Here is a 23,545-nt window from a genome sequence, read left to right as displayed (position 1 = left end):
ATATTGCGAGATAATGCGATGATCAAACAAAGGACATTAAAACGTATTGTTCAGGCGACAGGTGTCGGTTTACATACCGGCAAGAAAGTCACGCTGACCTTACGCCCTGCGTCGGCTAATACCGGGGTCATCTATCGTCGCACTGACTTGAATCCACCGGTTGATTTCCCGGCTGATGCAAAATACGTGCGCGACACCATGCTGAGTACCTGCCTGGTGAATGATGAAGGCGTGCGTATATCGACGGTTGAGCACCTGAATGCTGCATTGGCTGGCTTGGGTATCGACAACATTATTGTTGAAGTCGATGCGCCCGAAATCCCAATTATGGATGGCAGTGCCGCGCCTTTTGTCTACTTGCTGATGGATGCAGGCGTCGAAGAGCTGAATAGTGCGAAGAAATTCGTACGCGTTAAGCAGACGGTGCGTGTTGAAGATGGTGATAAGTGGGCCGAGATCAAACCTTATAACGGTTTCTCACTCGACTTTACTATCGACTTCAAACATCCGGCAATTGACTCAAGCTCGCAGCGTTACCAGTTAAACTTCTCGGCTGAGGCGTTTGTTCGCCAAATCAGTCGTGCGCGCACCTTTGGTTTTATGCGTGAAATCGAATATCTGCAGTCTAAAGGCCTGTGCCTGGGCGGTAGCTTAGATTGTGCGATTGGTCTTGATGATTTCCGCGTACTCAACGAAGACGGTCTGCGCTTTGAAGATGAGTTCGTTCGTCACAAAATGTTGGACGCGATTGGCGACCTGTTTATGTGTGGCCACAACGTGATTGGCGCATTCTCTGCGTTCAAATCGGGCCATGCGCTGAACAACAAGTTGCTGCAAGCGGTTCTGGCGAAGCAGGAAGCCTGGGAATGGGCAACCTTCGAAGACGAAGCTGAACTGCCACTGGCATTCAAAGCTCCAAATTTAGTTCTGGCGTAAGTCAGTCATAAAAACGGCAGTTTCCCTGACACCCTCTCCGGTCAGTGGAAGCTGCCGTTTTTTATTGCCTGTTTTTTATTCCTGCAAGACCGCTCTCAATTCTCTGCTATCACTGGCGAAAGCCTGTACAAATAAACGTGAAATCCCCCGTAAGCCCTTTAATCACTGGTGTCCTGGCCCCACATAAGTGCTATTATCTGGCGCTCATATGAGCAGGTTCGCGGATAACCGCAACGGCTTCATTACTTTATTTAACTGTGGACAGGTTGTGATCGGGATTTTCTCACGCTGGCGACAATTAGGCAGACGCTACTTCTGGCCTCATCTCTTGTTAGGGATGGTGGCGGCCAGTTTGGGCTTGCCTGCCTGTGCGCAAAGTGCGGAGTCCACGGCGACAGACTCGCCCATCAGCAGCCTGTTTGTCGGCAATGTTGTTCATTTCGATCATTTATTCCGTCTGCAGGAAAGTGCGCGTCGACCTAATTTCAATGTCGATTACTGGCATCAGCATGCCATTCGCACGGTCATTCGCCACCTCTCATTTAGCATGACGCCACCAGCAGAAGCGGAAGAGAGTCATACTGCCCCGCTGGCGGCACAAAAGCTGGCGTTAATCGATTCGCTGCAGGCGCTACTCACATCGCCAGCTCAACCCGCTATTGCATTAGAGCCGCAGGAAACGCTGCGTCATCGCGAACCTCAAATTCACACTTCTGCTGACTGGCAGGCTGCTATTCATGGCATCCGCGCCGGGCCTGCCATTGCTTAACAGCTAACGATTTTCCACATCCTGTTTTAGATTTTCCAGCCCGCATGAATGCGGCTGAATTGAGAAAAATTTACCATGTTAATCAAATTGTTAACCAAAGTATTCGGCAGCAGCAACGATCGTACTCTGCGCCGCATGCGCAAAATCGTCGATGTCATCAATAAGATGGAGCCGGATTTCGTCAAGCTCTCGGATGACGAACTGAAAGCCAAGACCGACCTGTTCCGTGAACGCCTGAAGAAAGGTGAAAGCCTTGAAAGCCTGATTCCTGAAGCCTTTGCCACGGTGCGTGAAGCCAGTAAACGTGTGTTTGGTATGCGCCACTTCGATGTACAGCTGATTGGCGGCATGGTGCTGAATGAGCGTTGCATCGCCGAGATGCGTACCGGTGAAGGTAAAAGCCTGACGGCAACACTACCGGCTTACCTGAACGCATTGAGCGGTAAAGGCGTGCACGTGGTCACGGTGAACGATTACCTGGCTCAGCGTGATGCCGAAAACAACCGTGCACTGTTCGAGTTCCTGGGTCTGTCTATCGGTATCAACCTGCCAAACATGCCCGCGGTGGCGAAACGCGCTGCCTATGCTGCGGATATCACCTACGGTACTAACAACGAATACGGCTTCGACTACCTGCGCGACAACATGGCATTCAGCCCGGAAGAGCGTGTACAGCGTAAACTGCACTACGCGTTGGTGGATGAGGTGGATTCCATCCTGATCGATGAAGCGCGTACGCCGTTAATCATCTCCGGTCCTGCTGAAGACAGCTCCGAGCTGTACACCAAAGTGAATAAAATCATTCCTCACCTGGTACGCCAGGAGAAGGAAGACTCAGAAACCTTCCAGGGTGAAGGCGACTTCTGGGTCGATGAGAAAGCACGTCAGGCTCACATGAGCGAGCGTGGTCTGGTAAAAGTTGAAGAGCTGCTGGTGAGCCAGGGCATTATGGAAGAAGGTGAGTCACTTTACTCGCCAACCAACATCATGCTGATGCACCACGTGACGGCTGCACTGCGTGCGCATGCGCTGTTTACCCGCGATGTCGATTACATCGTAAAAGATGGCGAAGTGATCATCGTTGATGAGCACACTGGCCGTACCATGCAGGGTCGTCGCTGGTCTGATGGCTTGCATCAGGCTGTTGAAGCCAAAGAAGGCGTGGAAATCCAGAACGAGAACCAAACGCTGGCTTCCATCACCTTCCAGAACTACTTCCGTATTTACGAAAAACTGGCCGGTATGACCGGTACTGCTGATACCGAAGCGTTTGAATTCAGCTCGATCTATAAACTCGATACCATCGTGGTGCCGACTAACCGTCCGATGGTGCGTAAAGATATGGCTGACCTGGTCTATATGACCGAGAAAGAGAAGATCGACGCGATCATCGAAGACATTCGTACTTGCACTGCGAAAGGCCAGCCGGTGCTGGTCGGAACCATTTCGATTGAGAAATCAGAGGTGGTCTCTAACGAACTGACGCGCGCGGGTATCAAACACAGCGTACTGAACGCCAAATTCCACGCCAGCGAAGCGGATATCGTGGCACAGGCAGGTCAACCAGCTGCAGTCACCATCGCAACCAACATGGCAGGTCGTGGTACCGATATCGTGTTGGGCGGCAGCTGGCAGGCCGAAGTGGCAGCGCTGGATGAACCTTCAGAAGCGCAGATTCAGGCCATCAAAGAAGCCTGGAAACTGCGCCATGATGCAGTTCTGGCATCGGGCGGTCTGCACATTATCGGTACTGAGCGTCACGAATCACGTCGTATCGATAACCAGCTGCGCGGTCGTGCCGGTCGTCAGGGTGATGCGGGTTCATCACGCTTCTACCTGTCAATGGAAGATGCGTTGATGCGTATCTTTGCTTCGGATCGTGTGTCTAACATGATGCGTAAACTGGGCATGAAGCCAGGCGAAGCGATTGAGCATCCGTGGGTCACCAAAGCCATCGCCAATGCACAGCGTAAAGTGGAAAGCCGTAACTTCGACATCCGTAAGCAGCTGCTGGAATACGATGATGTGGCCAACGATCAGCGTCGCGCTATCTACAGTCAGCGTAATGAACTGCTGGACGTGTCTGATGTGTCTGAAACCATCAACAGCATCCGTGAAGATGTGTTCAAGGCCACTATCGACACCTACATTCCACCGCAGTCGCTGGAAGAAATGTGGGATATTCCGGGCCTTGAAGAGCGTCTGCGCAACGATTTCGATCTGGATCTGCCGATTGCAGAATGGCTGGATAAAGAGCCGGATCTGCATGAAGAAACGCTGCGTGAACGTATCATGAGCCGTGCGCATGAAAACTACGCGTCGAAAGAAGAAGTGGTTGGCGCTGAAATGATGCGTAACTTCGAAAAAGGCGTGATGCTGCAAACGCTGGATTCACTGTGGAAAGAGCATCTGGCGGCGATGGATTATCTGCGTCAGGGCATCCATCTGCGTGGCTATGCGCAGAAAGATCCGAAGCAGGAATACAAGCGCGAGTCCTTCTCGATGTTCGCGGCGATGCTGGAGTCACTGAAGTATGAGGTGATCAGCACCCTGAGCAAAGTGCAGGTGCGCATGCCGGAAGAAGTCGAGGCGATGGAACAGCAACGCCGTGAAGAGGCTGAGCGTCTGGCACAGCAACAACAGCTGAGCCATGTTGATGACGAAACCGCAGCAGCTGCGGCCCTGGCTGCACAGGGTGGGGAGCGCAAAGTAGGACGCAACGATTTGTGCCCATGCGGTTCCGGTAAGAAATACAAACAGTGTCATGGCCGCCTGGCCTGATAAACGAGGAGCCTTCGGGCTCCTTTTTCTTTTGGCCGTCGCCACAGAGTTAACATTGCCTGGCGACTGCATTACTATCAGCGCTCATTAATTAAAAGCGGAATTCAGCTTATGAAACACCTGCAAGTCGCAGTGGGCATCATTCGCAATGCCAGCCGTCAGATCTTCCTTGCCCAGCGTGCGGCGAGCTCCTACATGGCGAATAAATGGGAGTTTCCTGGCGGAAAAATTGAACAGGATGAAACCGCTGAACAAGCGTTAAAACGCGAATTGATGGAAGAGACCGGCATTGAGGTGACAGCCGCGAAGGCGATTGGTTTGGCCGATCATAGCTATGACGATCTGCGCGTCACATTGCACTTCTTCCTGGTGGAAGGTTGGAACGGTGAGCCGTACGGCCGTGAAGGGCAGCCACAGCGTTGGGTGGAACAACGTGATTTAGTCGCGGAAGAGTTTCCTCCTGCCAACCACGAACTTATCGCTCGCCTGGTCGCTGACGAAATTTAAGCAAAGGGGCGTAAGCCCCTTATCTCTTATTAATGCTGTTCTTCGCTCCAGTCATCGCTGTCGGTCAGATCGCTATCGCTGGGAATGCGCTTCTCTTCGGCGGCCCATTCGCCCAAATCAATCAGCTGGCAGCGCTTGCTGCAAAACGGGCGCCAAGGACTCAGCTCATCCCACATCACATCTTTACCGCAGTTGGGACAAGGTACGGTAATCAACTCTTCCTGCATAACAACCTCAACAACACGCTAATTCAAAATTCAATCGGGCTGGCACTTCACCACGCTCGCTGTCCAGTGGCAGGAATCGAATGGCATAACGGCTTTTATGGCCTGAAACCTGCGGGTACAGCGCATCTTCGAGGGTGAGCTGGAGGCGCAACAAATCCGAACCTTCGGCATTATCCTGATAAAAACCGTTCAGGCTGGTTTGATGGCGAAATACGCCTGACTGACGCACCAGATCAAGGATCATGGTCAGACTATTGCGCAGAGGAACCAATGACGCCAGCCAGCCGTTAACCTGCAAATCACGCTGTGACTGCTGCTGGTGCAGCCAGATATGCAGGCTCGGCAAATCAAAACTGCAGCAGCCACCAGGAATGCTCAATCGCTGGCGTACCAATCCAATCAACCGATCTTCGCGCAATTGCTGGCCCATACGCGGTGCCGCATTCAGCTCGCTGGATTGCTGTTTCAATCGGTCACGCAGGCTACTGACGGTGTGCTCGTCCACACCTGGCACATCAAGCCAGGCGCGAAGTTTCTGCTGCTGGCGCTCCAGCTCTTTCAATAACTCGGTACGCATATCACCGCGCTCAAAGATATCTAACAGATCACCAATGATGCGAAATACCCCTAATGCAGAGACGGAATTCACCACGGGCACCGTTTCATGCAGTTGGTTAAGTAATGACTCCACGCGCAGCCAGGTGCGCATCTTCTCATTCAGCGGGTGTTCAAACAGAACGACTGTACTCATGATGTTAATCCTGTCCGGTTGCTGCCAGGCGTAAATAACGCTGGTGAAGTTCAGCAACGCGCGGCAACGCCTGCTCGGGCGTACCACTGTTATCGATGATGTCATCCGCACAGGCCAGACGCTGCTCGCGGCTGGCCTGTGCGGCAAGAATATTTTTTGCCTGGCTAAGTGTGATGCCATCACGCTGCTGAGTACGCCGCAACTGCGTAGCTTCATCCACATCAACCACCAGAACCCGGTCAGCCTGATGCTGTAACCCGTTTTCAACCAATAGCGGCACCACCCATAACACATAGGGTGACGTTGCCAATAATTTTAGCTGCTGTGTACGGGCATTAATAAGAGGATGAAGCAGCTGATTTAGCCAGTTTTTTTCTTTCGGCTGCTGAAAAATAATCTCGCGCAGCCGTGCCCGATACAACGATCCTTCGGCGGTCAATATTGACTCACCATGGCGTTTAACGATTGCCTGCAGGGCGGGTGAACCAGGTTCAACCACTTCTCGCGCAATCACATCAGCATCAATAATATCAACGCCTAGCGCGGTGAAAGCGTTGGCAATGGTGCTTTTACCACTGCCAATTCCTCCGGTGAGCGCAACGGTAAAAGGCATAGCGTTCTCTCAAAATTGTCTTCATTGGGCGACCATCAGCCGCAATAAGATGAGAGCATGATCACAATCAATTTTCTCAGCTAAATTTAAGGGATTGTAGCTTAAATAAAGTGAAATTCGCAGTCTTGTCGCGGAACGAATGGCGCGTATGATAACGACACTGGAGCCGTGAGCGCTACCCGAACTGCGGTTCGTCGTCACTAACCAGGACACTCAGCTATGCGTATTGAAGAAGATTTAAAACTGGGCTTTAAAGATGTTTTGATCCGCCCCAAACGCTCCACCCTGAAAAGCCGTTCTGAGGTTGAACTCGAACGCACCTACACTTTCAAGCATTCAGGTCTGAACTGGACCGGCGTTCCGGTGATTGCCGCCAATATGGACACCGTGGGCACATTCACCATGGCCGAAGCACTGGCGGGCTTCAATGTCCTGACGGCAGTGCATAAACATTACAGCGTGGAAGCCTGGCAGGCATTTATCCAGCGCGTGCCGGCTGCAGTGCTTGGGCATGTGATGGTGTCATCCGGTACCTCCGAAGCCGATTTCGTTAAGCTCGCCGCTGTTCTCGCTTTATCGCCTCAGCTTAATTTCATCTGCATTGATGTTGCCAACGGTTACTCCGAGCACTTTGTTGAGTTCCTGCAGCGAGTGCGTGAAAGTTTCCCAGGCAAAACCATCTGTGCGGGAAATGTGGTCACCGGTGAAATGGTCGAGGAGTTGATCCTCTCTGGCGCGGATATCGTCAAAGTCGGCATTGGCCCCGGTTCGGTCTGCACCACGCGTGTAAAAACCGGCGTCGGTTACCCGCAACTGTCTGCGGTGATTGAGTGTGCCGATGCGGCGCACGGCCTTGGCGGCCAGATTGTCAGCGATGGCGGTTGTTCAGTGCCGGGGGATATCGCGAAAGCTTTCGGTGGTGGGGCAGATTTTGTCATGCTCGGCGGCATGCTGGCGGCGCACGATGAGTGCGAGGGGAACGTTGTCGAAGAGCAGGGCGAGCAGTTTATGTTGTTCTATGGTATGAGCTCAGAATCCGCGATGAAACGCCATGTCGGTGGGGTCGCCCAGTATCGTGCTGCGGAAGGGAAAACCGTTCGCCTGCCGCTGCGCGGCCCGGTGGAGGACACCGTGAAGGATATCCTCGGCGGCCTGCGTTCGGCCTGCACTTACGTGGGTGCAGCACGCCTTAAAGAACTGACAAAACGCACCACGTTTATTCGTGTGGCGGAACAGGAAAATCGGGTATTCACGCGCTGATGGCTGATGGCTGATGGCTGATGGCTGATGGCTGATGGCTGATGGCTCAAGGTCGATTATCGGTGGTTGAAGGTTGAAGGTTGAAGGTTGCAGACAGATGCGCACCGTGCGCATCTGTCAACGAATCGCATCCCCTAAGCCAAATACCGGCAGATACATGGCAATCACTAACGTGCCGACAATTCCACCGATCACGATCATCATCAAGGGTTCGAGCGAAGCCGCCAGTGCATCAGCCCGCATCAGCGTTTGTGCTTCATGCCACTCCGCTAATCTTGCCAGCATGACATCCAGCGCCCCCGCTTCCTCACCGACACGGATCAGTTGTGCACAGAGCGCGGTGAAAAGCAGATGATGCTGCATCGCCTGATGCAGTGGTAAGCCGCCAGCGATATGCCGCTGTAACGCGATAATCGCCTCACGCCACAGTGGCGATCCCAGCGTGACCTCAACGGCTTGCAGACTTTGTAATAACGTGAGTCCAGCCTGCTGCGTTAATTGCAGGATGGCGTAAATCTGGCTGAGCTGACCACCGCGCCAGAGTGTTGAAAGCAACGGCAGACGCAATAGCCAGCGATGAACACGAATTTGCCAGAGCACAGAACCACGGTAAACCCACCTTGCGCCGAACAATAAGCACATTATCGTTATCGCCAGGGGGAGCGCTGCCTGTTGTAAAAACGCTGACAGACTCATCACGGCGGCGGTGAAGGCGGGAAGGGGGGCATCAAAACTGGCATACACGGAGACAAATTCGGGCAGCACAAACAGCAACATGCCCGCACTCACCGCCAGCGCCACCAGCAAGATAAACAATGGATAGCGCAGAGCTTTAACCACTTTCTGTCTCAAGTGCTGTTGCTTGCTTTGCTGTAACGCCAGCTGGCGACAGCATTCATCAAGCTGACCGGTGAGTTCACCCACTTCCATTAATGCCGGAAACAGCGCGGGGAAGATCTGCGGCCAGGCGCGGAGTGCAGATGAAAATGCCTCTCCGGCCATTACCCGACGTTGCAATTCATTAAGCAGTTCGCGCCAGCCAGCATGCGGGTGCCCCTCAGCCAGCAACGTCAGACTCTCCGCCAGCGGCAATCCTGCCTTGAGCAAGGTCGCCAACTGGCGAAAAAGGTCAATTTTGTGCTGCCACTTCCAGTCACGCGTGCGCCAGCATTGCCCACGCTGCCAGCTAACCGGCAGCATACCGCGATCTGAGAGTTGCTGCAGGAGCACTTCCTGACTGGCAACTAATGCGGTTCCTTGTCGTAACGCGCCCAGCGTGTCCAGCGCCTGCCAGCGATAATGGTAAAGATTAGCCATCCTCCAATCCCACAACCCGCTGAACTTCTTCAAAGGAGGTGTCACCGCGACTCACAGCCTCCAACCCTGCGGCGAGCAGGGTTTTCATCCCGCCTTCATTGGCCAGTGAGATGATGTGCTCCAGCGGCATATCGGCTGAAATCGCGTTCTGTAACTTGCTACTCATCGGCAGCACCTCAAATAACGCCAGGCGTCCGTAATAGCCCGAGAAGCAGTGGTCACAGCCTGGCGCGCGCCATGTTTGTAAGGTGCCAGGCCAAATGCTGTGTGGCAGATGTGCTAGGGCTTGTGCTGGCTGGCGGCAGTGCTCGCAGAGCCGTCGTACCAGACGCTGCGCGATGACTAGCTGTAATGCCGGGCCGAGCAGGTAACCGGGAATATCCATCTGTCGCAGACGCGTGAGCGTTTCCGCCGTCGAATTGGTGTGCAATGTTGATAGCACCAGATGTCCGGTCTGCGCCGCTTTAACGGCAATGCTGGCCGTTTCGGCATCGCGGATTTCGCCCACCATAATCACATCCGGATCCTGTCGCAGCAGAGCCCGCAGTACACGGTTAAAATCGAGCCCGCTCCGCGGTTGGATTTGCGTCTGGTTAATGCCCTCTAATGGAATTTCAACGGGATCCTCTACACTGCAGACATTTTTATCCGGCACATTCAGAGCGCTTAATCCGCTGTAGAGGGTAAAGGTTTTACCGCTGCCGGTAGGCCCGGTGACCAGTATCAGTCCCTGAGGTTTAGCCAGCGCGTGCTTCAGTAACCGGAGTTGGGTAACCGGCATGCCGAGTTTATCCAATGCGATCGCGCTGTTTTCACTTTGCAGCAGTCTCACCACGGCTTTCTCACCGTGACTAATGGGTAAAGTAGAAAGGCGAAATGCGGCCTGTTGATCGTCAAGGTTCAGTGTGAATTGCCCATCTTGTGGCAAGCGACGCTCGGCGATATCCAGCCCGCCGAGGATTTTCAGTCTGGCAAGCACCGCAGCCGTAGGTGCATCTGGCAAATGTGACAGTTTGTGCAAGACGCCATCAATACGTAATCGGACGCGTAACCCCTGCTGCTGAGGTTCAAAATGCACGTCAGAAGCACGGCGTTGGATCGCCTGGCGCAAAATCTGTTCAACGGCATTAATCGCTGTTTCGGTAGCGGCCGGTTCGTGCAACGTCGCCGAGTCATCAGGGGTGTGCAGGAGTTGCTCCAGTCGTGCCGCTGGCCAGCACTCGACTTCCACTTTGCACTGACTGGCGAATTGCAGGGCTTCCAGCAGCAGCGGATCGGGCGTCTCGGCTACTGCGACGCGCAGTGATGTGGCGTCATGCTGAAGCATCACCGCCTGGTAACGTGCGCATAAGGTCTGGATAGGGGTATTGGGCTGTGCCATCAGTGAGTGTCCTTATCGGTGAAGCGGAACTGTTCAAGACAGCTGTCGCGCAGACTGGCATTGGTGCTGGTGCAACTGCGTTGCCAGTCCAGCGTGCCTTCCGTGGTGTTCCAGATAGGTGTCATTTCTACACTCAACCCGGTAAGACTCTCCTGACCCGTTAAGGTGATGGCGCCATTCACGACGGTTAGCGAGGCCACATAGCGTGAACCTTTGGCAGCAGGAATGCCGCCTGCACCCGCCTGGCACTGAGTGGGGCCGCCACGTTCAATCGCGCAGAGTTCCACGGCGGTTTTATAAGGCACCATGGTTTGCAGCATGTCAGTCAGCGCGGCGCGTTGTAGATAATTTTGGTAGCTGGGCAGGCCAATAGCACTAAGAATGGCCACAATGCCAATCACTATCATCAATTCGATGAGGGTAAAACCTTGTTGTCTATCCATTATTCAGCTCCTTGTTGTGGAGCGGCTAAGGTAGAAAACGGCGTCTGAAAGCGATAGTGAGACGGTTTAACGCTGGAAGGCAGGATGTAATGAATCGCCGCGTTTGCAGAAGAAGTATCAATAAACAGGAAGGCGACTCACAAACCGCCGCGCAATTGCGGCGGTAAGAGGGAGGATTTAGTTGTCGCGAAAGCGCATGGAGAGATCCATGGCGCGCAAGTGCTTGGTCAATGCCCCCACGGACACGAAGTCGACGCCGGTTTTGGCAATTTGCGGCAGCGTGGCTTCCGTGACGTTACCGGAGACTTCCAGCAGGGCACGTTTGTCGGTGAGAAGGACGGCTTCATGCATCATCTCGAAGCTAAAGTTATCTAGCATGATAATGTCGGCACCGGCATCAATCGCATCCTGCAGTTCCTGCAGGCTCTCTACCTCTACTTCAACCGGTACATCGGGAGCCAGCCACAGCGCTTTCTCAACGGCATTGCGTACCGAACCGCTGGCAATAATATGGTTTTCTTTAATCAGGAAGGCATCGGAAAGACCCAGCCGATGGTTACTGCCGCCGCCACACAATACGGCATATTTCAGCGCTGTACGCAGACCTGGCAAGGTTTTGCGTGTATCCAGCAATTGCGTTTCGCTGCCAACGAGCAACTCGACATAATGACTGACTTCTGTGGCCACCCCGGAAAGCGTTTGGACGAAATTTAATGCAGTTCGTTCAGCGGTTAACAGCAGCCGGGCCGGACCTTTTAACTCGAATAGCAGCTGGTCAGCTGCGACGTTTTGGCCATCTTCGACATGCCAGACAATCGTGACTTTATTGCCAAGCTGGATAAACACTTCCTGCACCCAGCGTTTACCACAAAAAACACCGGCTTCACGCGTGATGATCTGTGCTTCGGCCTGTTTATCTTCCGGTAAGAGCAGGGCGGTGATGTCACGGTCAGCATCCACCTCACCACCCAAATCCTCCCGAAGTGCGCGCGCAACGGCTTCGGGGATGTCCTGCTCAATACGCTTAATCAGTTCCTGACGACGATGATCGGGATCGTAACGACGCGATGCCATGCTTATGCCACTCCATTAATCGGATTTAACTGCGCTCACCTTAGCCTGATTTATAGCCTATTGCCAGTCGTGATAGCTGAAATGTTTAGTATCCTTAACACTGTTCGCCATTCACATTAAGTCACAAGCCGAAAAGGGGAAACATGTTATTCTCAGCCTGATTTAGCCTGGGATTTAGAACATGAAACTGGAAGATGGCTGGATTACCAGCGCGCGCAAAGTGCCCTCGCCGCACTTTAACCAACGACCGGAAAATGAAATTCCCTCGTTGCTGATTATTCATAATATCAGTTTGCCGCCGGGTGAATTTGGTGGCCCGTGGATTGATCAACTGTTTACCGGGACCTTGCCGCCGGATGCTCACCCCTATTTTGCCGATATCGCGCAGCTGCGCGTGGCGGCGCACTGCCTGATTCGTCGTGATGGTGAGTTGGTGCAGTATGTTTCGTTTGATCAGCGTGCATGGCATGCCGGTGTGTCGCAATTTGCCGGGCGAGAAAACTGTAATGATTTCTCGATGGGCATTGAGCTGGAAGGCACGGATACGTTGCCTTATACCGACGCGCAGTATAAGACCTTAAAAAAGGTCACGGCCTTGTTGCTTAAGCACTATCCGCTGACGCTGGAACGCATTACCGGACACAGCGATATCGCGCCACAGCGCAAAACCGATCCAGGCCCCGCATTTGACTGGATACGCTATAAAGAGTCTATCAGGCAGGAGAATCCCTGAAACAGCAGGAGCAGGTATGACGTTGTTTAGCTTGTTATTAGTGTTAGGTTGGGAACGCCTGTTTAAATTGGGTGAGCATTGGCAGCTGGATCATCGTCTGGAGCCGCTGTTTCGCGGACGCCAGCGATTTTCACTGCTGCGCACGTTGGTGATGACCCTCATCGCGATGCTGATCGTCTGGCTGTTGGTGTGGAGTCTGAAAGGCATTCTGTTTGGCGTGGCACAACTGGCATTCTGGATTGTGGTGGGCTTGCTGTGTATCGGCGCAGGTTCGGTGCGTCTACACTATCATCGCTACCTGAAAGCCGCCAGCCACGATGATGAAGCGGCGCATCAGGCCATGGCAGCGGAACTGACACTGATTCATGGTGTACCCGTTGAGTGCAGTGAGCGTGAGTTTTTACGTGAGCTACAAAATGCACTGATTTGGATTAACTTCCGCTTTTACCTCGCGCCACTGTTCTGGTTTGTGGTCGGTGGCCCTTACGGACCGGTGCTGCTGGTGGGTTATGCCTTCTTGCGTGCCTGGCAAAGTTGGCTGGCAAAACACCATTCTCCACTGGAGCGCGCGCAGTCAGGTGTAGACAGCATACTGCACGTGCTGGACTGGATCCCGGTGCGACTGGCAGGTGTGGCTTATGCGCTGTTAGGCCACGGTGAGCGGGCATTGCCTGCGTGGTTTGCCTCGCTAAGCGATCGGCATCGTTCGCAATATCAGGTGCTGACCAGTCTGGCGCAATTCTCGCTGGCGCGCGATCCGCATATGGATAAAGTGGAAACGCCACGGGTGGCCGTGGCGCTGGCGAAGCGGATATCGTTAGTGCTGGTGGTTGTGGTCGCGTTGCTGACCATTTACGGCACGCTGGTGTGATCGGCAGGCGGTACACCGAAATCTGGTGTGCCGTCTTCGCGCCATTCAATGTACTTCAGGCGCGTATGGCGATTCGGATCCCATAATGGATCGCCTTCAATTTCGGTGTAATTCCGCGCGTGATACACCAGCACGTCCCTGCCGTTTTCGTCCCGCGTAAAGCTGTTATGCCCCGGCCCATACTGCTGATTTTCCCAGCTGGTGGTGAAGACTGGACGCGCAGATTTCTGCCAGGCAGTGCTGTCGAGCGGATCGGCCATCATGTCGATGCTGAGCATTCCCAGGCAGTAATTCTCATCAGTTGCGCTGGCGGAATAGGTGACAAACAGCCGATCGCCGTGATGAATAACTGCTGGGCCCTCATTGACGCTAAAGCCTGCGCACTCCCACTCATACTCCGGCCGGCTGAGCATCACCGGTGCGCTTTTCAGCGTCCAGGGATTAAGCAATTCCGCGAGATAGAGATTGGAATTACCCGGAATAGCGGGATCCTTCTGTGCCCACAGATACCAGTTTTTGCCCTGATGCACGAAATGCGTCGCATCAAGCGAGAAAGAGTCGATTGGGGTAAACACTCGGCGAACAGGTTGCCAGTGGCCGGAAAGCGGATTGCTGTCATCACACACCAGCGCATACATGCGATGCTGAAACAGGCCATCTTTGATGTCGCGTGTTGGCGCAGCAGCAAAGTAAATCACCCATTGTCCATTGATATGGTGCAGTTCCGGCGCCCAAATTAACGCACTATACGGCCCGGTATCAGGCTTGCGCCACACCGTAATCGCCTCCGTCTCAATCAGTCCATTCAGTGTGTCAGCGTAGCGGATTTCGAGTCGATCATATTCCGGCACCGATGCCACGAAGTAGTAGCCTTCGCCATGACGCAGGATAAATGGATCGGCGCGTTGGGTAATAAAGGGATTTGGCCAGCTCATTTGATCTCTCCAGGTTGCGGGGTGACAGTCAGGGAGGCAGGGGATAATTCACGTGCATTGGCACGGCGTAGCGCAAGATCATCCTGAATGATGCGCATGAGTTTGCGATCCACCTTCAGCAAGCGCACTACACCGGCGGTGATCAGATAGCCAACACCGGGAATCACGGTAAACAGCAGCATGATGCCGTTGATGGCGTTGGGAGCCTGCTGCTTTGCACCCGCGTCATAGCCATAAATAGACAGCAGGAAACCAACCATCGCACCGGCCACCGCCAGACCCACTTTGAGGAAGAACAGGTTACCGGAGAAGCTCATGCCGGTGATGCGTTTTCCCGTTTTCCATTCACCATAATCATCGACATCCGCCATCAGCGACCAATGCAGCGGTGACGGGATTTGATGCAGGATATTTAGCAGGAAGTAGGCGACGACAACCGCCACAGTCGCATGAGGATCAATCCAATAGAAACCGCACGAGAAGAGTGCCAGCGCGATATTGGTCCAGAAAAACACCTTCAACTTGCACCAGCGGTCGGTGAGGATTTTTGCCAGCGTACTGCCGAACATCATGCCAATCACACCAAGGCTAATAAACAGCGTGGCAAAATGCGTGGATTGCCCCATTACCCAGGTAACGTAATACATGGTGGCGGCCATGCGGATAAAGCCAGGACAAACATTGCAGAAGGTGAGCAGGAGAATGCGCACCCATTGATCGTTCTTCCAGACGTCACGCAGATCTTTCTTCAAATCATCATTACTGGGCGCGGCTGGACGGATACGTTCGCGAACCGTGGCAAAACAGAACAGGAACATCGCCAGGCCAATCAGTGCCAGCACGCTCATCGCCATTTGGTATCCGCGTGCTTTGTTGTCACCGCCAAACCACTCGGCCATCGGCAGCAGAGAGAGCGACAGGATCAGTGTCGCCACGCCCACCATCACAAAGCGGTAAGATTGGCAGGAGACGCGTTCACCGGGATCGTTGGTGATCACACCGCCCAACGAGCAGTAAGGAATATTGATGGCGGTGTAGGTGAGCGACATCAAGAAGTAGGTGACAAAGGCCCAGATAACTTTGTTGTCATAGCTCCAGTCTGGCGTGGTGAACATCAGCACGCTGAACAGCACATAGGGGACGGAAACCCACAGTAGCCACGGGCGAAAACGCCCCCAGCGGCTTTGGGTACGATCGGCGATGGCGCCCATAATGGGATCGGTGACGGCATCCAGCACGCGAACAGAAAGTAGCAGTGTACCGACCAGCGCGGGTGCGAGGCCAAACACATCGGTGTAGAAATAGTTAAGGAAAAGCATGATCGCACCGCCGATCATATTACATCCGGCATCGCCCATGCCATATCCCAGTTTCTCTCTGAATGAGAGCGCTGCGCCTTCCATTGTTCGTCTCCCGCGAAAAGGTGAGACGAAATTATCAGCGTTAAATCAGTAACCTGCTGGGGAACAATTGGTCACGTAGATGGACAAAACAGGTGGGCGCAGAAAAGTGTGAGGCAGATCAGGAATGTTGCCCGGCGCTGACGCGCCGGGCAAGAGCATACATTAGGCTTCTTGCACTTTATTTTTGATGGTGTAACCCACTGCCAGGATAATGATCCAGACAGGAATCAGCCACACAGAAATCGCCATACCCGGCGTCATCGCCATGATGACCAGTACGGCCGCCATGAACGCAAGGCAGAGCCAGTTACCAAACGGATAGAGCACGGCTTTAAAGCGCGTGGTCACACCCTGCTGGTCTTTCTTCTTACGGAATTTCATGTGCGCGAGGCTGATCATCGCCCAGTTGATCACCAGCGCAGAGACCACCAGTGACATCAGCAGGCCAAAGGCTTCGCCCGGCATCAGGTAGTTGATCAGGACGCACAGCGCTGTGGCTACTGCAGAGACCAAAATGGTTGCCACTGGCACGCCGCGTTTATCAACATTGAGCAGCGCTTTAGGTGCATTACCCTGCTGCGCTAAGCCGAACAGCATACGGCTGTTGCAATACACGCAGCTGTTGTAGACCGACAGCGCCGCCGTCAGGATCACCACATTCAACGCGTTGGCGACAAAGGCATCACCCAATTCGTGGAAGATCAACACAAACGGGCTGGTCTCTTCGGTGACGCGCGTCCATGGCAGCAATGACAGTAACACTGCCAGTGAACCAATATAGAAAATCAGGATACGCCACAGTACCTGGTTAGTGGCTTTCGGGATGCTCTCTTGCGGATTGTCAGCCTCAGCCGCCGTGATACCCACCAGCTCAAGACCACCAAACGAGAACATAATGATCGCCATCATCATCACCAGGCCGGTCATACCGTGTGGCAGGAATCCACCCTGGCTCCACAGGTTAGTGACGCTGGCCTGCGGACCGGCGTTGCCGCTGAACAGCAGCCAGCCGCCGAACAGGATCATGCCGATAACCGCGACGACTTTGATGATCGCGAACCAGAATTCCATTTCCCCAAACACTTTTACGTTGGTCAGGTTAATGGCGTTGATGACGACGAAGAAGATCGCCGCACTGGCCCAGGTCGGGAATTCGGGATACCAGAATTGGATGTATTTACCGACGGCACTCAGTTCAGCCATGGCAACCAAGACATACAGCACCCAGTAGTTCCAGCCAGAGGCGAAACCGGCAAAGTTGCCCCAGTACTTATAGGCGAAGTGGCTGAAGCTGCCGGCAACCGGCTCTTCCACGACCATTTCACCTAACTGGCGCATAATCAGAAAGGCAATAAATCCTGCAATCGCATAACCGAGAATCACGGCCGGACCGGCCGATTTAATTACTGATGCGCTACCCAGAAACAGGCCAGTACCCACGGCACCGCCCAGCGCAATCAGCTGAATATGGCGATTTTTCAGGCCGCGGTGCAGCGATTCGCCATGCTGTTGTTCCATACAAACCTCGTGATGTTGTTATTGTGCACCTGCAGTGCGCGCACTGTAAGGCTGTTTTACGCAATGTATTCTTTTCTTTACGGTATTTGGCGTGCTGTGTGCATGCTGAAACTACCATGGCGACCAGAATAGTGATAAACGCGCCGCTTTGCACCTGCTTTTGCTTTTTGTGCTGAGAGATGGCTGAAAAAGCAGCACTATCCACTGGGTGTCGCTCGCGCTATTTCTGACATGAAAAATCAATAAACACGAATAGCTTTCCCTTATGGTTGCCTGTAAGGCTTAGGGCTAACTCAGTGTAAGGTTTGGTAAAAGTGAAATCTGTTAACAATTCACTTACGGAGCAAATATATGCCTTTATCACGGTAAGTTAGCGCGCTGTAACAGCGATATACCCCGGAAGTGTGATGCCTGCCATATAGACACAAGGTGAATACTTTGTTACTTTACGGGCACCATTTTTCAATTGGTATTACCAATTTACTCCGGACGTTTTCACAATAAGAAGGGAAGATGGCTTACAGTAAAATTCGCCAACCCAAGCTCTCCGATGCGATCGAGCAACAGTTGGAGTCTCTCATTATGGAAGGGACGCTCCAGCCAGGTGAAAAGCTTCTCCCCGAGCGCGAACTGGCGAAACAGTTTGATGTCTCACGTCCATCCCTGCGCGAAGCGATTCAGAGCCTGGAAGCCAAAGGCCTGCTGCTACGCCGTCAGGGCGGTGGTACCTTCGTGCAAACAAATCTCTGGCAAAGCATGAGCGATCCCTTAGTCAGCCTGCTTGCCGAACATCCAGAATCCCAGTTTGACCTGCTGGAAACCCGTCACGCGCTGGAAGGTGTTGCTGCCTATTATGCGGCGCTACGTGGCACGGATGAAGACTTGCAGCGTATTCGCGACTGCCATGTTCACATCCAACAGGCGCAGGACAGCGGCGATCTGGATGCTGAAGCAGATGCAGTGATGAAGTATCAGATCGCTGTCACAGAAGCCGCCCATAATGTGGTGCTTTTACATTTGCTGCGTTCCATGGGCCCTATGCTGGAACAAAACGTCCGTCAGAATTTCGAATTGCTTTACGCTCGCCGGGAAATGCTGGCGAAAGTGAGCGGTCACCGCGCCAGTATTTTTGAGGCGATTGTGGCTCGTGAGCCAGAACAAGCACGCGAGGCATCCCATCGTCACCTGGCGTTTATTGAGGAAATCTTGCTGGATAGAAGTCGGGAGCAGAGCCGTCGTGAACGCTCCCTGCGTCGTTTACAGCAACGTAAGGAATAACGCACGGCAACGAACGTGCGGACATAAACGACGGGCCTGTCTTACTTGTGCTGTGAACCAGAAGCAAAGCACAAGCAGACAGGCTCCTGATAATTCAACGTATTAGACACAGATAAGGAACACACCCCATGTCAGAACGTTTACAGAATGACGTGGATCCGATCGAAACTCGTGACTGGCTACAGGCGATCGAATCGGTCATCCGTGAAGAAGGTGTTGAGCGCGCGCAGTATCTGCTTGATCAGGTATTGAACGCAGCACGCAAAGGTGGCGTGAAAGTGGCTGGCGGTGCGTCGGCTATCAGTAACTACATCAACTCTATTGCTGTTGAAGATGAACCGGACTATCCGGGCAACACCTCTCTTGAACGTCGTATCCGTTCCGCAATTCGCTGGAACGCCATTATGTCGGTCCTGCGTGCATCGAAGAAAGATCTGGAGCTGGGTGGTCACCTCTCATCTTTCCAGTCTTCTGCCACCATTTATGAAGTGTGCTTCAACCACTTCTTCCGTGCGCGCAGTGATAAAGACGGCGGCGATCTGGTTTACTTCCAGGGCCATATTTCTCCAGGCATATACTCACGTGCTTTCCTTGAAGGCCGTCTGACTGAAGAACAGATGAATAACTTCCGTCAGGAAGTGCACGGTAAAGGTCTGTCTTCTTACCCGCACCCGAAACTGATGCCTGATTTCTGGCAGTTCCCAACCGTTTCTATGGGCCTCGGTCCATTGAACGCGATCTATCAGGCGAAGTTCCTGAAATATCTGGAACACCGTGGCCTGAAAGACACGTCTAACCAGACCGTTTACGCCTTCCTCGGTGATGGCGAGATGGATGAGCCAGAATCTAAAGGTGCAATCACCATCGCCACCCGTGAGAAGCTGGACAACCTGGTGTTCATCATTAACTGTAACCTGCAGCGCCTCGATGGCCCGGTTACCGGTAATGGCAAAATCATCAACGAGCTGGAAGGCATCTTTGCCGGTGCTGGCTGGAACGTGATTAAAGTGATCTGGGGCGCACGTTGGGATGAACTGCTGAAGCAGGACACCAGCGGCAAACTGATCCAGCTGATGAACGAAACCGTTGATGGTGACTACCAGACCTTCAAATCCCGTGATGGCGCCTACGTGCGTGAGCACTTCTTCGGTAAATACCCGGAGACCGCTGCACTGGTGAAAGACTGGTCAGACGAAGAGATCTTCGCCCTGAACCGTGGTGGTCACGATCCGAAGAAAATCTACGCGGCACTGAAAAAAGCGCAGGACACCAAAGGTCAGCCGACCCTGATCCTGGCACATACCATCAAAGGTTATGGTATGGGTGACACGGCGGAAGGTAAAAACATCGCGCACCAGGTGAAGAAGATGAACATGGATGGCGTTCGCTATATCCGTGATCGCTTCAACGTGCCGGTAGCAGACGATCAGATCGAAAACCTGCCGTACGTGACCTTCGAGAAAGGTTCTGACGAGTACAACTATCTGCACGGTCAGCGTGAGAAGCTGGGTGGCTACCTGCCAACCCGTCAGGCAGAGTTCAGCGAGAAGCTGGAAATGCCAACGCTGGAAGAGTTCAAACCGTTGCTGGAAGAGCAGAACAAAGAGATCTCGACCACCATCGCGTTTGTACGTGCCCTTAACGTGATGCTGAAGAACAAGTCGATCAAAGATCGTCTGGTGCCAATCCTTGCGGATGAAGCGCGTACCTTCGGTATGGAAGGTCTGTTCCGTCAGATCGGTATTTACAGCCCGAACGGCCAGCAGTACACCCCGCAGGACCGTGAGCAGGTTGCTTACTATAAAGAAGACGAGAAAGGCCAGATTCTGCAGGAAGGGATCAACGAGCTGGGCGCAGGTTCATCCTGGCTGGCGGCGGCGACCTCTTACAGCACCAACAACCTGCCGATGATTCCGTTCTACATCTATTACTCGATGTTCGGTTTCCAGCGTATCGGCGATCTGATGTGGCTGGCGGGCGACCAACAGGCGCGCGGCTTCCTGGTCGGCGGTACCTCAGGTCGTACGACGCTGAACGGTGAAGGTCTGCAGCATGAAGATGGTCACAGCCACATTCAGTCGCTGACTATCCCGAACTGTATCTCTTACGATCCGTCTTACGCGTACGAAGTGGCGGTCATCATGCAAGATGGCCTGGTACGTATGTACGGCGAAGCGCAGGAAAACATCTACTACTACATCACCACGCTGAACGAAAACTACCACATGCCTGCGATGCCGCAGGGTGCGGAAGAGGGTATCCGTAAAGGTATCTACAAGCTGGAAACCTTAGACGGTAGCAAAGGCAAAGTACAGCTGCTGGGTTCAGGTTCTATCCTGCGTCACGTGCGTGAAGCGGCACAGATCCTGGCGAAAGACTATGGCATCGGTTCTGATGTCTACAGCGTCACCTCGTTCACCGAACTGGCTCGTGATGGCCAGGATTGTGAGCGCTGGAATATGCTGCACCCAACCGAAGCCCCACGCGTACCGTACATCGCTCAGGTGATGAACGAAGCGCCAGCTGTTGCCTCAACGGACTACATGAAGCTGTTCGCAGAACAGGTTCGCAGCTACGTTCCTTCAAGCGATTATCGCGTACTGGGTACCGATGGCTTTGGTCGTTCAGACAGCCGCGAAAACCTGCGTCACCACTTCGAAGTGGATGCATCGTATGTTGTGGTTGCAGCGCTGGGTGAGCTGGCTAAACGCGGCGAAATCGATAAGAAAGTGGTGGCAGAAGCGATCACCAAATTCAGCATCGATGCCGATAAAGTTAACCCGCGTCTGGCTTAAGAGGTAAGAGAGTAATGGCTATCGAAATTAACGTACCGGATATCGGGTCAGACGAAGTTGAAGTGACCGAAATCCTGGTGAAGGTGGGCGACAAAGTTGAAGCTGAACAGTCGCTGATCACCGTGGAAGGCGATAAAGCCTCGATGGAAGTGCCTTCGCCACAGGCTGGCGTAGTGAAAGAGATTAAAATCTCTACCGGTGACAAAGTGAATACCGGTTCGCTGATCATGATCTTTGAAGCCGAAGGCGCAGCGGCTGCTGCACCAGCGGCAGAAGAGAAAAAAGCGGAAGCGGCTCCTGCTCCGGCGGCTGCGGCCGTCAGCAAAGAGGTCAACGTGCCAGACATCGGCGGTGATGAAGTTGAAGTCACTGAGATTCTGGTGAAAGTGGGCGATAAAGTTGAAGCTGAACAATCTCTGCTTACTGTTGAAGGCGACAAAGCTTCAATGGAAGTGCCAGCACCGTTCGCGGGCGTGGTGAAAGAGATCAAAATTGCGACTGGCGATAAAGTGAATACTGGCTCGCTGATCATGATCTTCGAAGCAGAAGGTGCTGCACCGGCTGCGGCCCCAGCGGCGAAGCAGGAAGCGGCTCCGGCTGCAGCCCCTGCTGCTGCAGGTGGCGCGAAAGACGTCAACGTGCCTGACATCGGCGGCGATGAAGTTGAAGTCACGGAAGTGCTGGTGAAAGTGGGTGACAAAGTCACCGCTGAGCAGTCACTGATCGTGGTTGAAGGCGACAAAGCGTCAATGGAAGTGCCTGCGCCATTCGCCGGTACGGTGAAAGAGCTGAAAGTCTCTACCGGCGATAAAGTCAGCACCGGTTCACTGATCATGGTGTTCGAAGTAGAAGGCGCTGCGCCTGCTGCTGCGGCTCCTGCGGCGAAACAGGAAGCGGCTCCGGCTCCAGCGGCAGCGAAACCTGCTGCAGCACCTGCGGCGAAAGCTGACGCGAAAGGTGAGTTTGCTGAAAACGACGCTTACGTCCACGCTACCCCGGTGATTCGTCGCCTGGCGCGCGAGTTCGGTGTCAATCTGGCGAAAGTCAAAGGCACCGGCCGTAAAGGTCGCATCCTGAAAGAAGACGTACAGTCTTACGTGAAAGATGCGGTGAAACGTGCGGAAGCAGCGCCGGCTGCTGCAGCGAGCGGCGGAAGCCTGCCGGGTCTGCTGCCTTGGCCGAAAGTGGACTTCAGCAAGTTCGGTGAAGTGGAAGAAGTGGAACTGGGTCGTATCCAGAAGATCTCGGGTGCGAACCTGAGCCGTAACTGGGTGGTTATCCCGCACGTTACGCACTTTGACAAGACTGATATCACCGATCTGGAAGCGTTCCGTAAACAGCAGAACGCCGAAGCGGAAAAACGTAAGCTGGATGTGAAGTTCACGCCTGTGGTGTTCATTATGAAAGCCGTTGCCGCTGCGCTGGAGCAGATGCCGCGTTTCAACAGTTCACTGTCTGAAGATGCACAACGCCTGACGCTGAAGAAATACATCAACATCGGTGTGGCGGTTGATACGCCAAACGGTCTGGTGGTTCCAGTGTTCAAAGATGTGAACAAGAAAGGCATCACTGAACTGTCGCGTGAGCTGATGGCGATTTCTAAGAAAGCGCGTGATGGCAAGCTGACCGCTGGCGATATGCAGGGCGGTTGTTTCACCATCTCCAGCCTTGGTGGCCTGGGCACCACGCACTTCGCACCTATCGTGAATGCGCCAGAAGTGGCGATCCTCGGTGTGTCTAAGTCTGCGATGGAACCGGTGTGGAACGGTAAAGAGTTTGAACCGCGTCTGATGATGCCAATCTCTCTCTCCTTCGACCACCGCGTGATCGACGGTGCTGATGGTGCGCGCTTTATCACCATCATCAACAACACACTGTCCGACATTCGCCGTCTGGTGATGTGAAGTTAATCAAGGCCGGCAAATGCCGGCCTTGTTGTAAGCATTCGGAGTT

The 23,545-nt window shown here is 53.6% G+C and carries 20 protein-coding genes; 10 read left to right on the top strand and 10 right to left on the bottom strand.

Translation table 11 applies throughout. The annotated features are described in order from the left end of the window. Nucleotides 1-18 precede the first annotated feature (18 nt). The 4 genes from lpxC (at nt 19) to mutT (ending at nt 4,993) form a co-directional block, all read left to right on the top strand. Nucleotides 19-936, top strand: a complete 918-nt coding sequence (gene lpxC, locus JK231_RS17550; protein ID WP_034829665.1) for a UDP-3-O-acyl-N-acetylglucosamine deacetylase — start codon at nt 19-21, stop codon at nt 934-936. Between the two features lie 268 nt (nt 937-1,204). Further along, the gene (secM, locus tag JK231_RS17545) at nt 1,205-1,705 is read left to right on the top strand and encodes a secA translation cis-regulator SecM (RefSeq protein ID WP_211729170.1); all 501 of its coding nucleotides are present in this window, start codon (nt 1,205-1,207) and stop codon (nt 1,703-1,705) included. A 75-nt stretch (nt 1,706-1,780) separates the two neighbouring features. Beyond that, nucleotides 1,781-4,486 (top strand): preprotein translocase subunit SecA, encoded by a 2,706-nt coding sequence (gene secA, locus JK231_RS17540; protein ID WP_211729137.1) that lies wholly within the window; start codon nt 1,781-1,783, stop codon nt 4,484-4,486. A gap of 111 nt (nt 4,487-4,597) precedes the next feature. Further along, on the top strand, nt 4,598-4,993 hold the full coding sequence (gene mutT, locus JK231_RS17535; RefSeq protein ID WP_034829661.1) for an 8-oxo-dGTP diphosphatase MutT: 396 nt from the start codon (nt 4,598-4,600) through the stop codon (nt 4,991-4,993). A 29-nt stretch (nt 4,994-5,022) separates the two neighbouring features. Here the strand turns inward: mutT and yacG are convergent, their stop codons facing one another. The 3 genes from yacG to coaE are packed head-to-tail and all read right to left on the bottom strand — an operon-like array spanning nt 5,023 to nt 6,584. Continuing rightward, nucleotides 5,023-5,220 (bottom strand): DNA gyrase inhibitor YacG, encoded by a 198-nt coding sequence (yacG, locus tag JK231_RS17530; RefSeq protein WP_097118344.1) that lies wholly within the window; start codon nt 5,218-5,220, stop codon nt 5,023-5,025. A 7-nt stretch (nt 5,221-5,227) separates the two neighbouring features. After that, on the bottom strand, nt 5,228-5,971 hold the full coding sequence (gene zapD, locus JK231_RS17525) for a cell division protein ZapD (RefSeq protein ID WP_097118345.1): 744 nt from the start codon (nt 5,969-5,971) through the stop codon (nt 5,228-5,230). 4 nt (nt 5,972-5,975) lie between these two features. Next, a complete protein-coding gene (coaE, locus tag JK231_RS17520; protein ID WP_211729136.1) occupies nt 5,976-6,584 on the bottom strand; it encodes a dephospho-CoA kinase in 609 nt (202 codons plus the stop codon). 219 nt (nt 6,585-6,803) lie between these two features. Between coaE and JK231_RS17515 the strand changes: the two genes are divergently transcribed. Then, nucleotides 6,804-7,844 carry a GMP reductase gene (locus JK231_RS17515; protein WP_097118346.1) on the top strand — a complete coding sequence of 347 codons (1,041 nt, stop codon included), beginning with the start codon at nt 6,804-6,806 and terminating at the stop codon, nt 7,842-7,844. 117 nt (nt 7,845-7,961) lie between these two features. Here the strand turns inward: JK231_RS17515 and hofC are convergent, their stop codons facing one another. The 4 genes from hofC to nadC all read right to left on the bottom strand — a co-directional run bounded on the left by hofC (nt 7,962) and on the right by nadC (nt 12,059). Beyond that, the gene (gene hofC, locus JK231_RS17510) at nt 7,962-9,161 is read right to left on the bottom strand and encodes a protein transport protein HofC (protein ID WP_211729135.1); all 1,200 of its coding nucleotides are present in this window, start codon (nt 9,159-9,161) and stop codon (nt 7,962-7,964) included. Continuing rightward, the gene (gene gspE / locus JK231_RS17505; protein ID WP_211729134.1) at nt 9,154-10,542 is read right to left on the bottom strand and encodes a type II secretion system protein GspE; all 1,389 of its coding nucleotides are present in this window, start codon (nt 10,540-10,542) and stop codon (nt 9,154-9,156) included. The genes hofC and gspE overlap by 8 nt, the downstream gene beginning before the upstream one ends. Beyond that, nucleotides 10,542-10,985, bottom strand: a complete 444-nt coding sequence (ppdD, locus tag JK231_RS17500) for a prepilin peptidase-dependent pilin (RefSeq protein ID WP_097118349.1) — start codon at nt 10,983-10,985, stop codon at nt 10,542-10,544. The genes gspE and ppdD overlap by 1 nt, the downstream gene beginning before the upstream one ends. Nucleotides 10,986-11,162: 177 nt before the next feature. Beyond that, nucleotides 11,163-12,059 (bottom strand): carboxylating nicotinate-nucleotide diphosphorylase, encoded by an 897-nt coding sequence (gene nadC, locus JK231_RS17495; RefSeq protein ID WP_211729133.1) that lies wholly within the window; start codon nt 12,057-12,059, stop codon nt 11,163-11,165. 181 nt (nt 12,060-12,240) lie between these two features. On the opposite strand from nadC, the gene ampD reads away from it, so the two are divergent. Together ampD and ampE are read left to right on the top strand one after the other, a co-directional pair. Next, nucleotides 12,241-12,792 carry a 1,6-anhydro-N-acetylmuramyl-L-alanine amidase AmpD gene (gene ampD / locus JK231_RS17490; protein ID WP_045816802.1) on the top strand — a complete coding sequence of 184 codons (552 nt, stop codon included), beginning with the start codon at nt 12,241-12,243 and terminating at the stop codon, nt 12,790-12,792. 16 nt (nt 12,793-12,808) lie between these two features. After that, nucleotides 12,809-13,663 (top strand): beta-lactamase regulator AmpE, encoded by an 855-nt coding sequence (gene ampE / locus JK231_RS17485; RefSeq protein ID WP_034829634.1) that lies wholly within the window; start codon nt 12,809-12,811, stop codon nt 13,661-13,663. Here ampE and JK231_RS17480 read toward each other — a convergent pair. The 3 genes from JK231_RS17480 to aroP form a co-directional block, all read right to left on the bottom strand. After that, nucleotides 13,645-14,598, bottom strand: a complete 954-nt coding sequence (locus tag JK231_RS17480; protein WP_097118351.1) for a family 43 glycosylhydrolase — start codon at nt 14,596-14,598, stop codon at nt 13,645-13,647. The genes ampE and JK231_RS17480 overlap by 19 nt on opposite strands. Then, nucleotides 14,595-16,001, bottom strand: coding sequence for an MFS transporter (locus JK231_RS17475; RefSeq protein WP_160833537.1), 1,407 nt, complete (start codon nt 15,999-16,001; stop codon nt 14,595-14,597). Before JK231_RS17475 ends, JK231_RS17480 begins: the two co-directional genes overlap by 4 nt. Nucleotides 16,002-16,163: 162 nt before the next feature. After that, on the bottom strand, nt 16,164-17,519 hold the full coding sequence (gene aroP, locus JK231_RS17470) for an aromatic amino acid transporter AroP (protein WP_097118353.1): 1,356 nt from the start codon (nt 17,517-17,519) through the stop codon (nt 16,164-16,166). A gap of 513 nt (nt 17,520-18,032) precedes the next feature. Here aroP and pdhR point away from each other — a divergent pair. The 3 genes from pdhR (at nt 18,033) to aceF (ending at nt 23,496) form a co-directional block, all read left to right on the top strand. Next, entirely contained in the window at nt 18,033-18,797 is a 765-nt protein-coding gene (pdhR, locus tag JK231_RS17465) for a pyruvate dehydrogenase complex transcriptional repressor PdhR (RefSeq protein ID WP_034829622.1), read from the top strand. A 128-nt stretch (nt 18,798-18,925) separates the two neighbouring features. Next, on the top strand, nt 18,926-21,592 hold the full coding sequence (gene aceE / locus JK231_RS17460; protein WP_097118354.1) for a pyruvate dehydrogenase (acetyl-transferring), homodimeric type: 2,667 nt from the start codon (nt 18,926-18,928) through the stop codon (nt 21,590-21,592). Nucleotides 21,593-21,606: 14 nt separating this feature from the next. Then, the gene (gene aceF / locus JK231_RS17455) at nt 21,607-23,496 is read left to right on the top strand and encodes a pyruvate dehydrogenase complex dihydrolipoyllysine-residue acetyltransferase (RefSeq protein WP_160833534.1); all 1,890 of its coding nucleotides are present in this window, start codon (nt 21,607-21,609) and stop codon (nt 23,494-23,496) included. The last annotated feature ends 49 nt before the right edge of the window (nt 23,497-23,545 follow it).

Source organism: Pantoea sp. JGM49 (assembly GCF_018257655.1).
Classification (GTDB): Bacteria; Pseudomonadota; Gammaproteobacteria; order Enterobacterales; family Enterobacteriaceae; genus Pantoea; species Pantoea communis.
The sequence above is the reverse complement of the archived record's forward strand: the minus strand, read 5'-3'. Positions and strand labels throughout refer to the sequence as shown.

What these genes read in the sequence shown, in the direction of transcription:
- lpxC (WP_034829665.1), top strand. Translation starts at nt 19, where the DNA reads ATGATCAAACAAAGGACATTAAAACGTATTGTTCAGGCGACAGGTGTC.
- secA (WP_211729137.1), top strand. Translation starts at nt 1,781, where the DNA reads ATGTTAATCAAATTGTTAACCAAAGTATTCGGCAGCAGCAACGATCGT.
- mutT (WP_034829661.1), top strand. Translation starts at nt 4,598, where the DNA reads ATGAAACACCTGCAAGTCGCAGTGGGCATCATTCGCAATGCCAGCCGT.
- yacG (WP_097118344.1), bottom strand. Translation starts at nt 5,220, where the DNA reads ATGCAGGAAGAGTTGATTACCGTACCTTGTCCCAACTGCGGTAAAGAT.
- zapD (WP_097118345.1), bottom strand. Translation starts at nt 5,971, where the DNA reads ATGAGTACAGTCGTTCTGTTTGAACACCCGCTGAATGAGAAGATGCGC.
- coaE (WP_211729136.1), bottom strand. Translation starts at nt 6,584, where the DNA reads ATGCCTTTTACCGTTGCGCTCACCGGAGGAATTGGCAGTGGTAAAAGC.
- JK231_RS17515 (WP_097118346.1), top strand. Translation starts at nt 6,804, where the DNA reads ATGCGTATTGAAGAAGATTTAAAACTGGGCTTTAAAGATGTTTTGATC.
- hofC (WP_211729135.1), bottom strand. Translation starts at nt 9,161, where the DNA reads ATGGCTAATCTTTACCATTATCGCTGGCAGGCGCTGGACACGCTGGGC.
- gspE (WP_211729134.1), bottom strand. Translation starts at nt 10,542, where the DNA reads ATGGCACAGCCCAATACCCCTATCCAGACCTTATGCGCACGTTACCAG.
- ppdD (WP_097118349.1), bottom strand. Translation starts at nt 10,985, where the DNA reads ATGGATAGACAACAAGGTTTTACCCTCATCGAATTGATGATAGTGATT.
- nadC (WP_211729133.1), bottom strand. Translation starts at nt 12,059, where the DNA reads ATGGCATCGCGTCGTTACGATCCCGATCATCGTCGTCAGGAACTGATT.
- ampD (WP_045816802.1), top strand. Translation starts at nt 12,241, where the DNA reads ATGAAACTGGAAGATGGCTGGATTACCAGCGCGCGCAAAGTGCCCTCG.
- ampE (WP_034829634.1), top strand. Translation starts at nt 12,809, where the DNA reads ATGACGTTGTTTAGCTTGTTATTAGTGTTAGGTTGGGAACGCCTGTTT.
- JK231_RS17480 (WP_097118351.1), bottom strand. Translation starts at nt 14,598, where the DNA reads ATGAGCTGGCCAAATCCCTTTATTACCCAACGCGCCGATCCATTTATC.
- JK231_RS17475 (WP_160833537.1), bottom strand. Translation starts at nt 16,001, where the DNA reads ATGGAAGGCGCAGCGCTCTCATTCAGAGAGAAACTGGGATATGGCATG.
- aroP (WP_097118353.1), bottom strand. Translation starts at nt 17,519, where the DNA reads ATGGAACAACAGCATGGCGAATCGCTGCACCGCGGCCTGAAAAATCGC.
- pdhR (WP_034829622.1), top strand. Translation starts at nt 18,033, where the DNA reads ATGGCTTACAGTAAAATTCGCCAACCCAAGCTCTCCGATGCGATCGAG.
- aceE (WP_097118354.1), top strand. Translation starts at nt 18,926, where the DNA reads ATGTCAGAACGTTTACAGAATGACGTGGATCCGATCGAAACTCGTGAC.
- aceF (WP_160833534.1), top strand. Translation starts at nt 21,607, where the DNA reads ATGGCTATCGAAATTAACGTACCGGATATCGGGTCAGACGAAGTTGAA.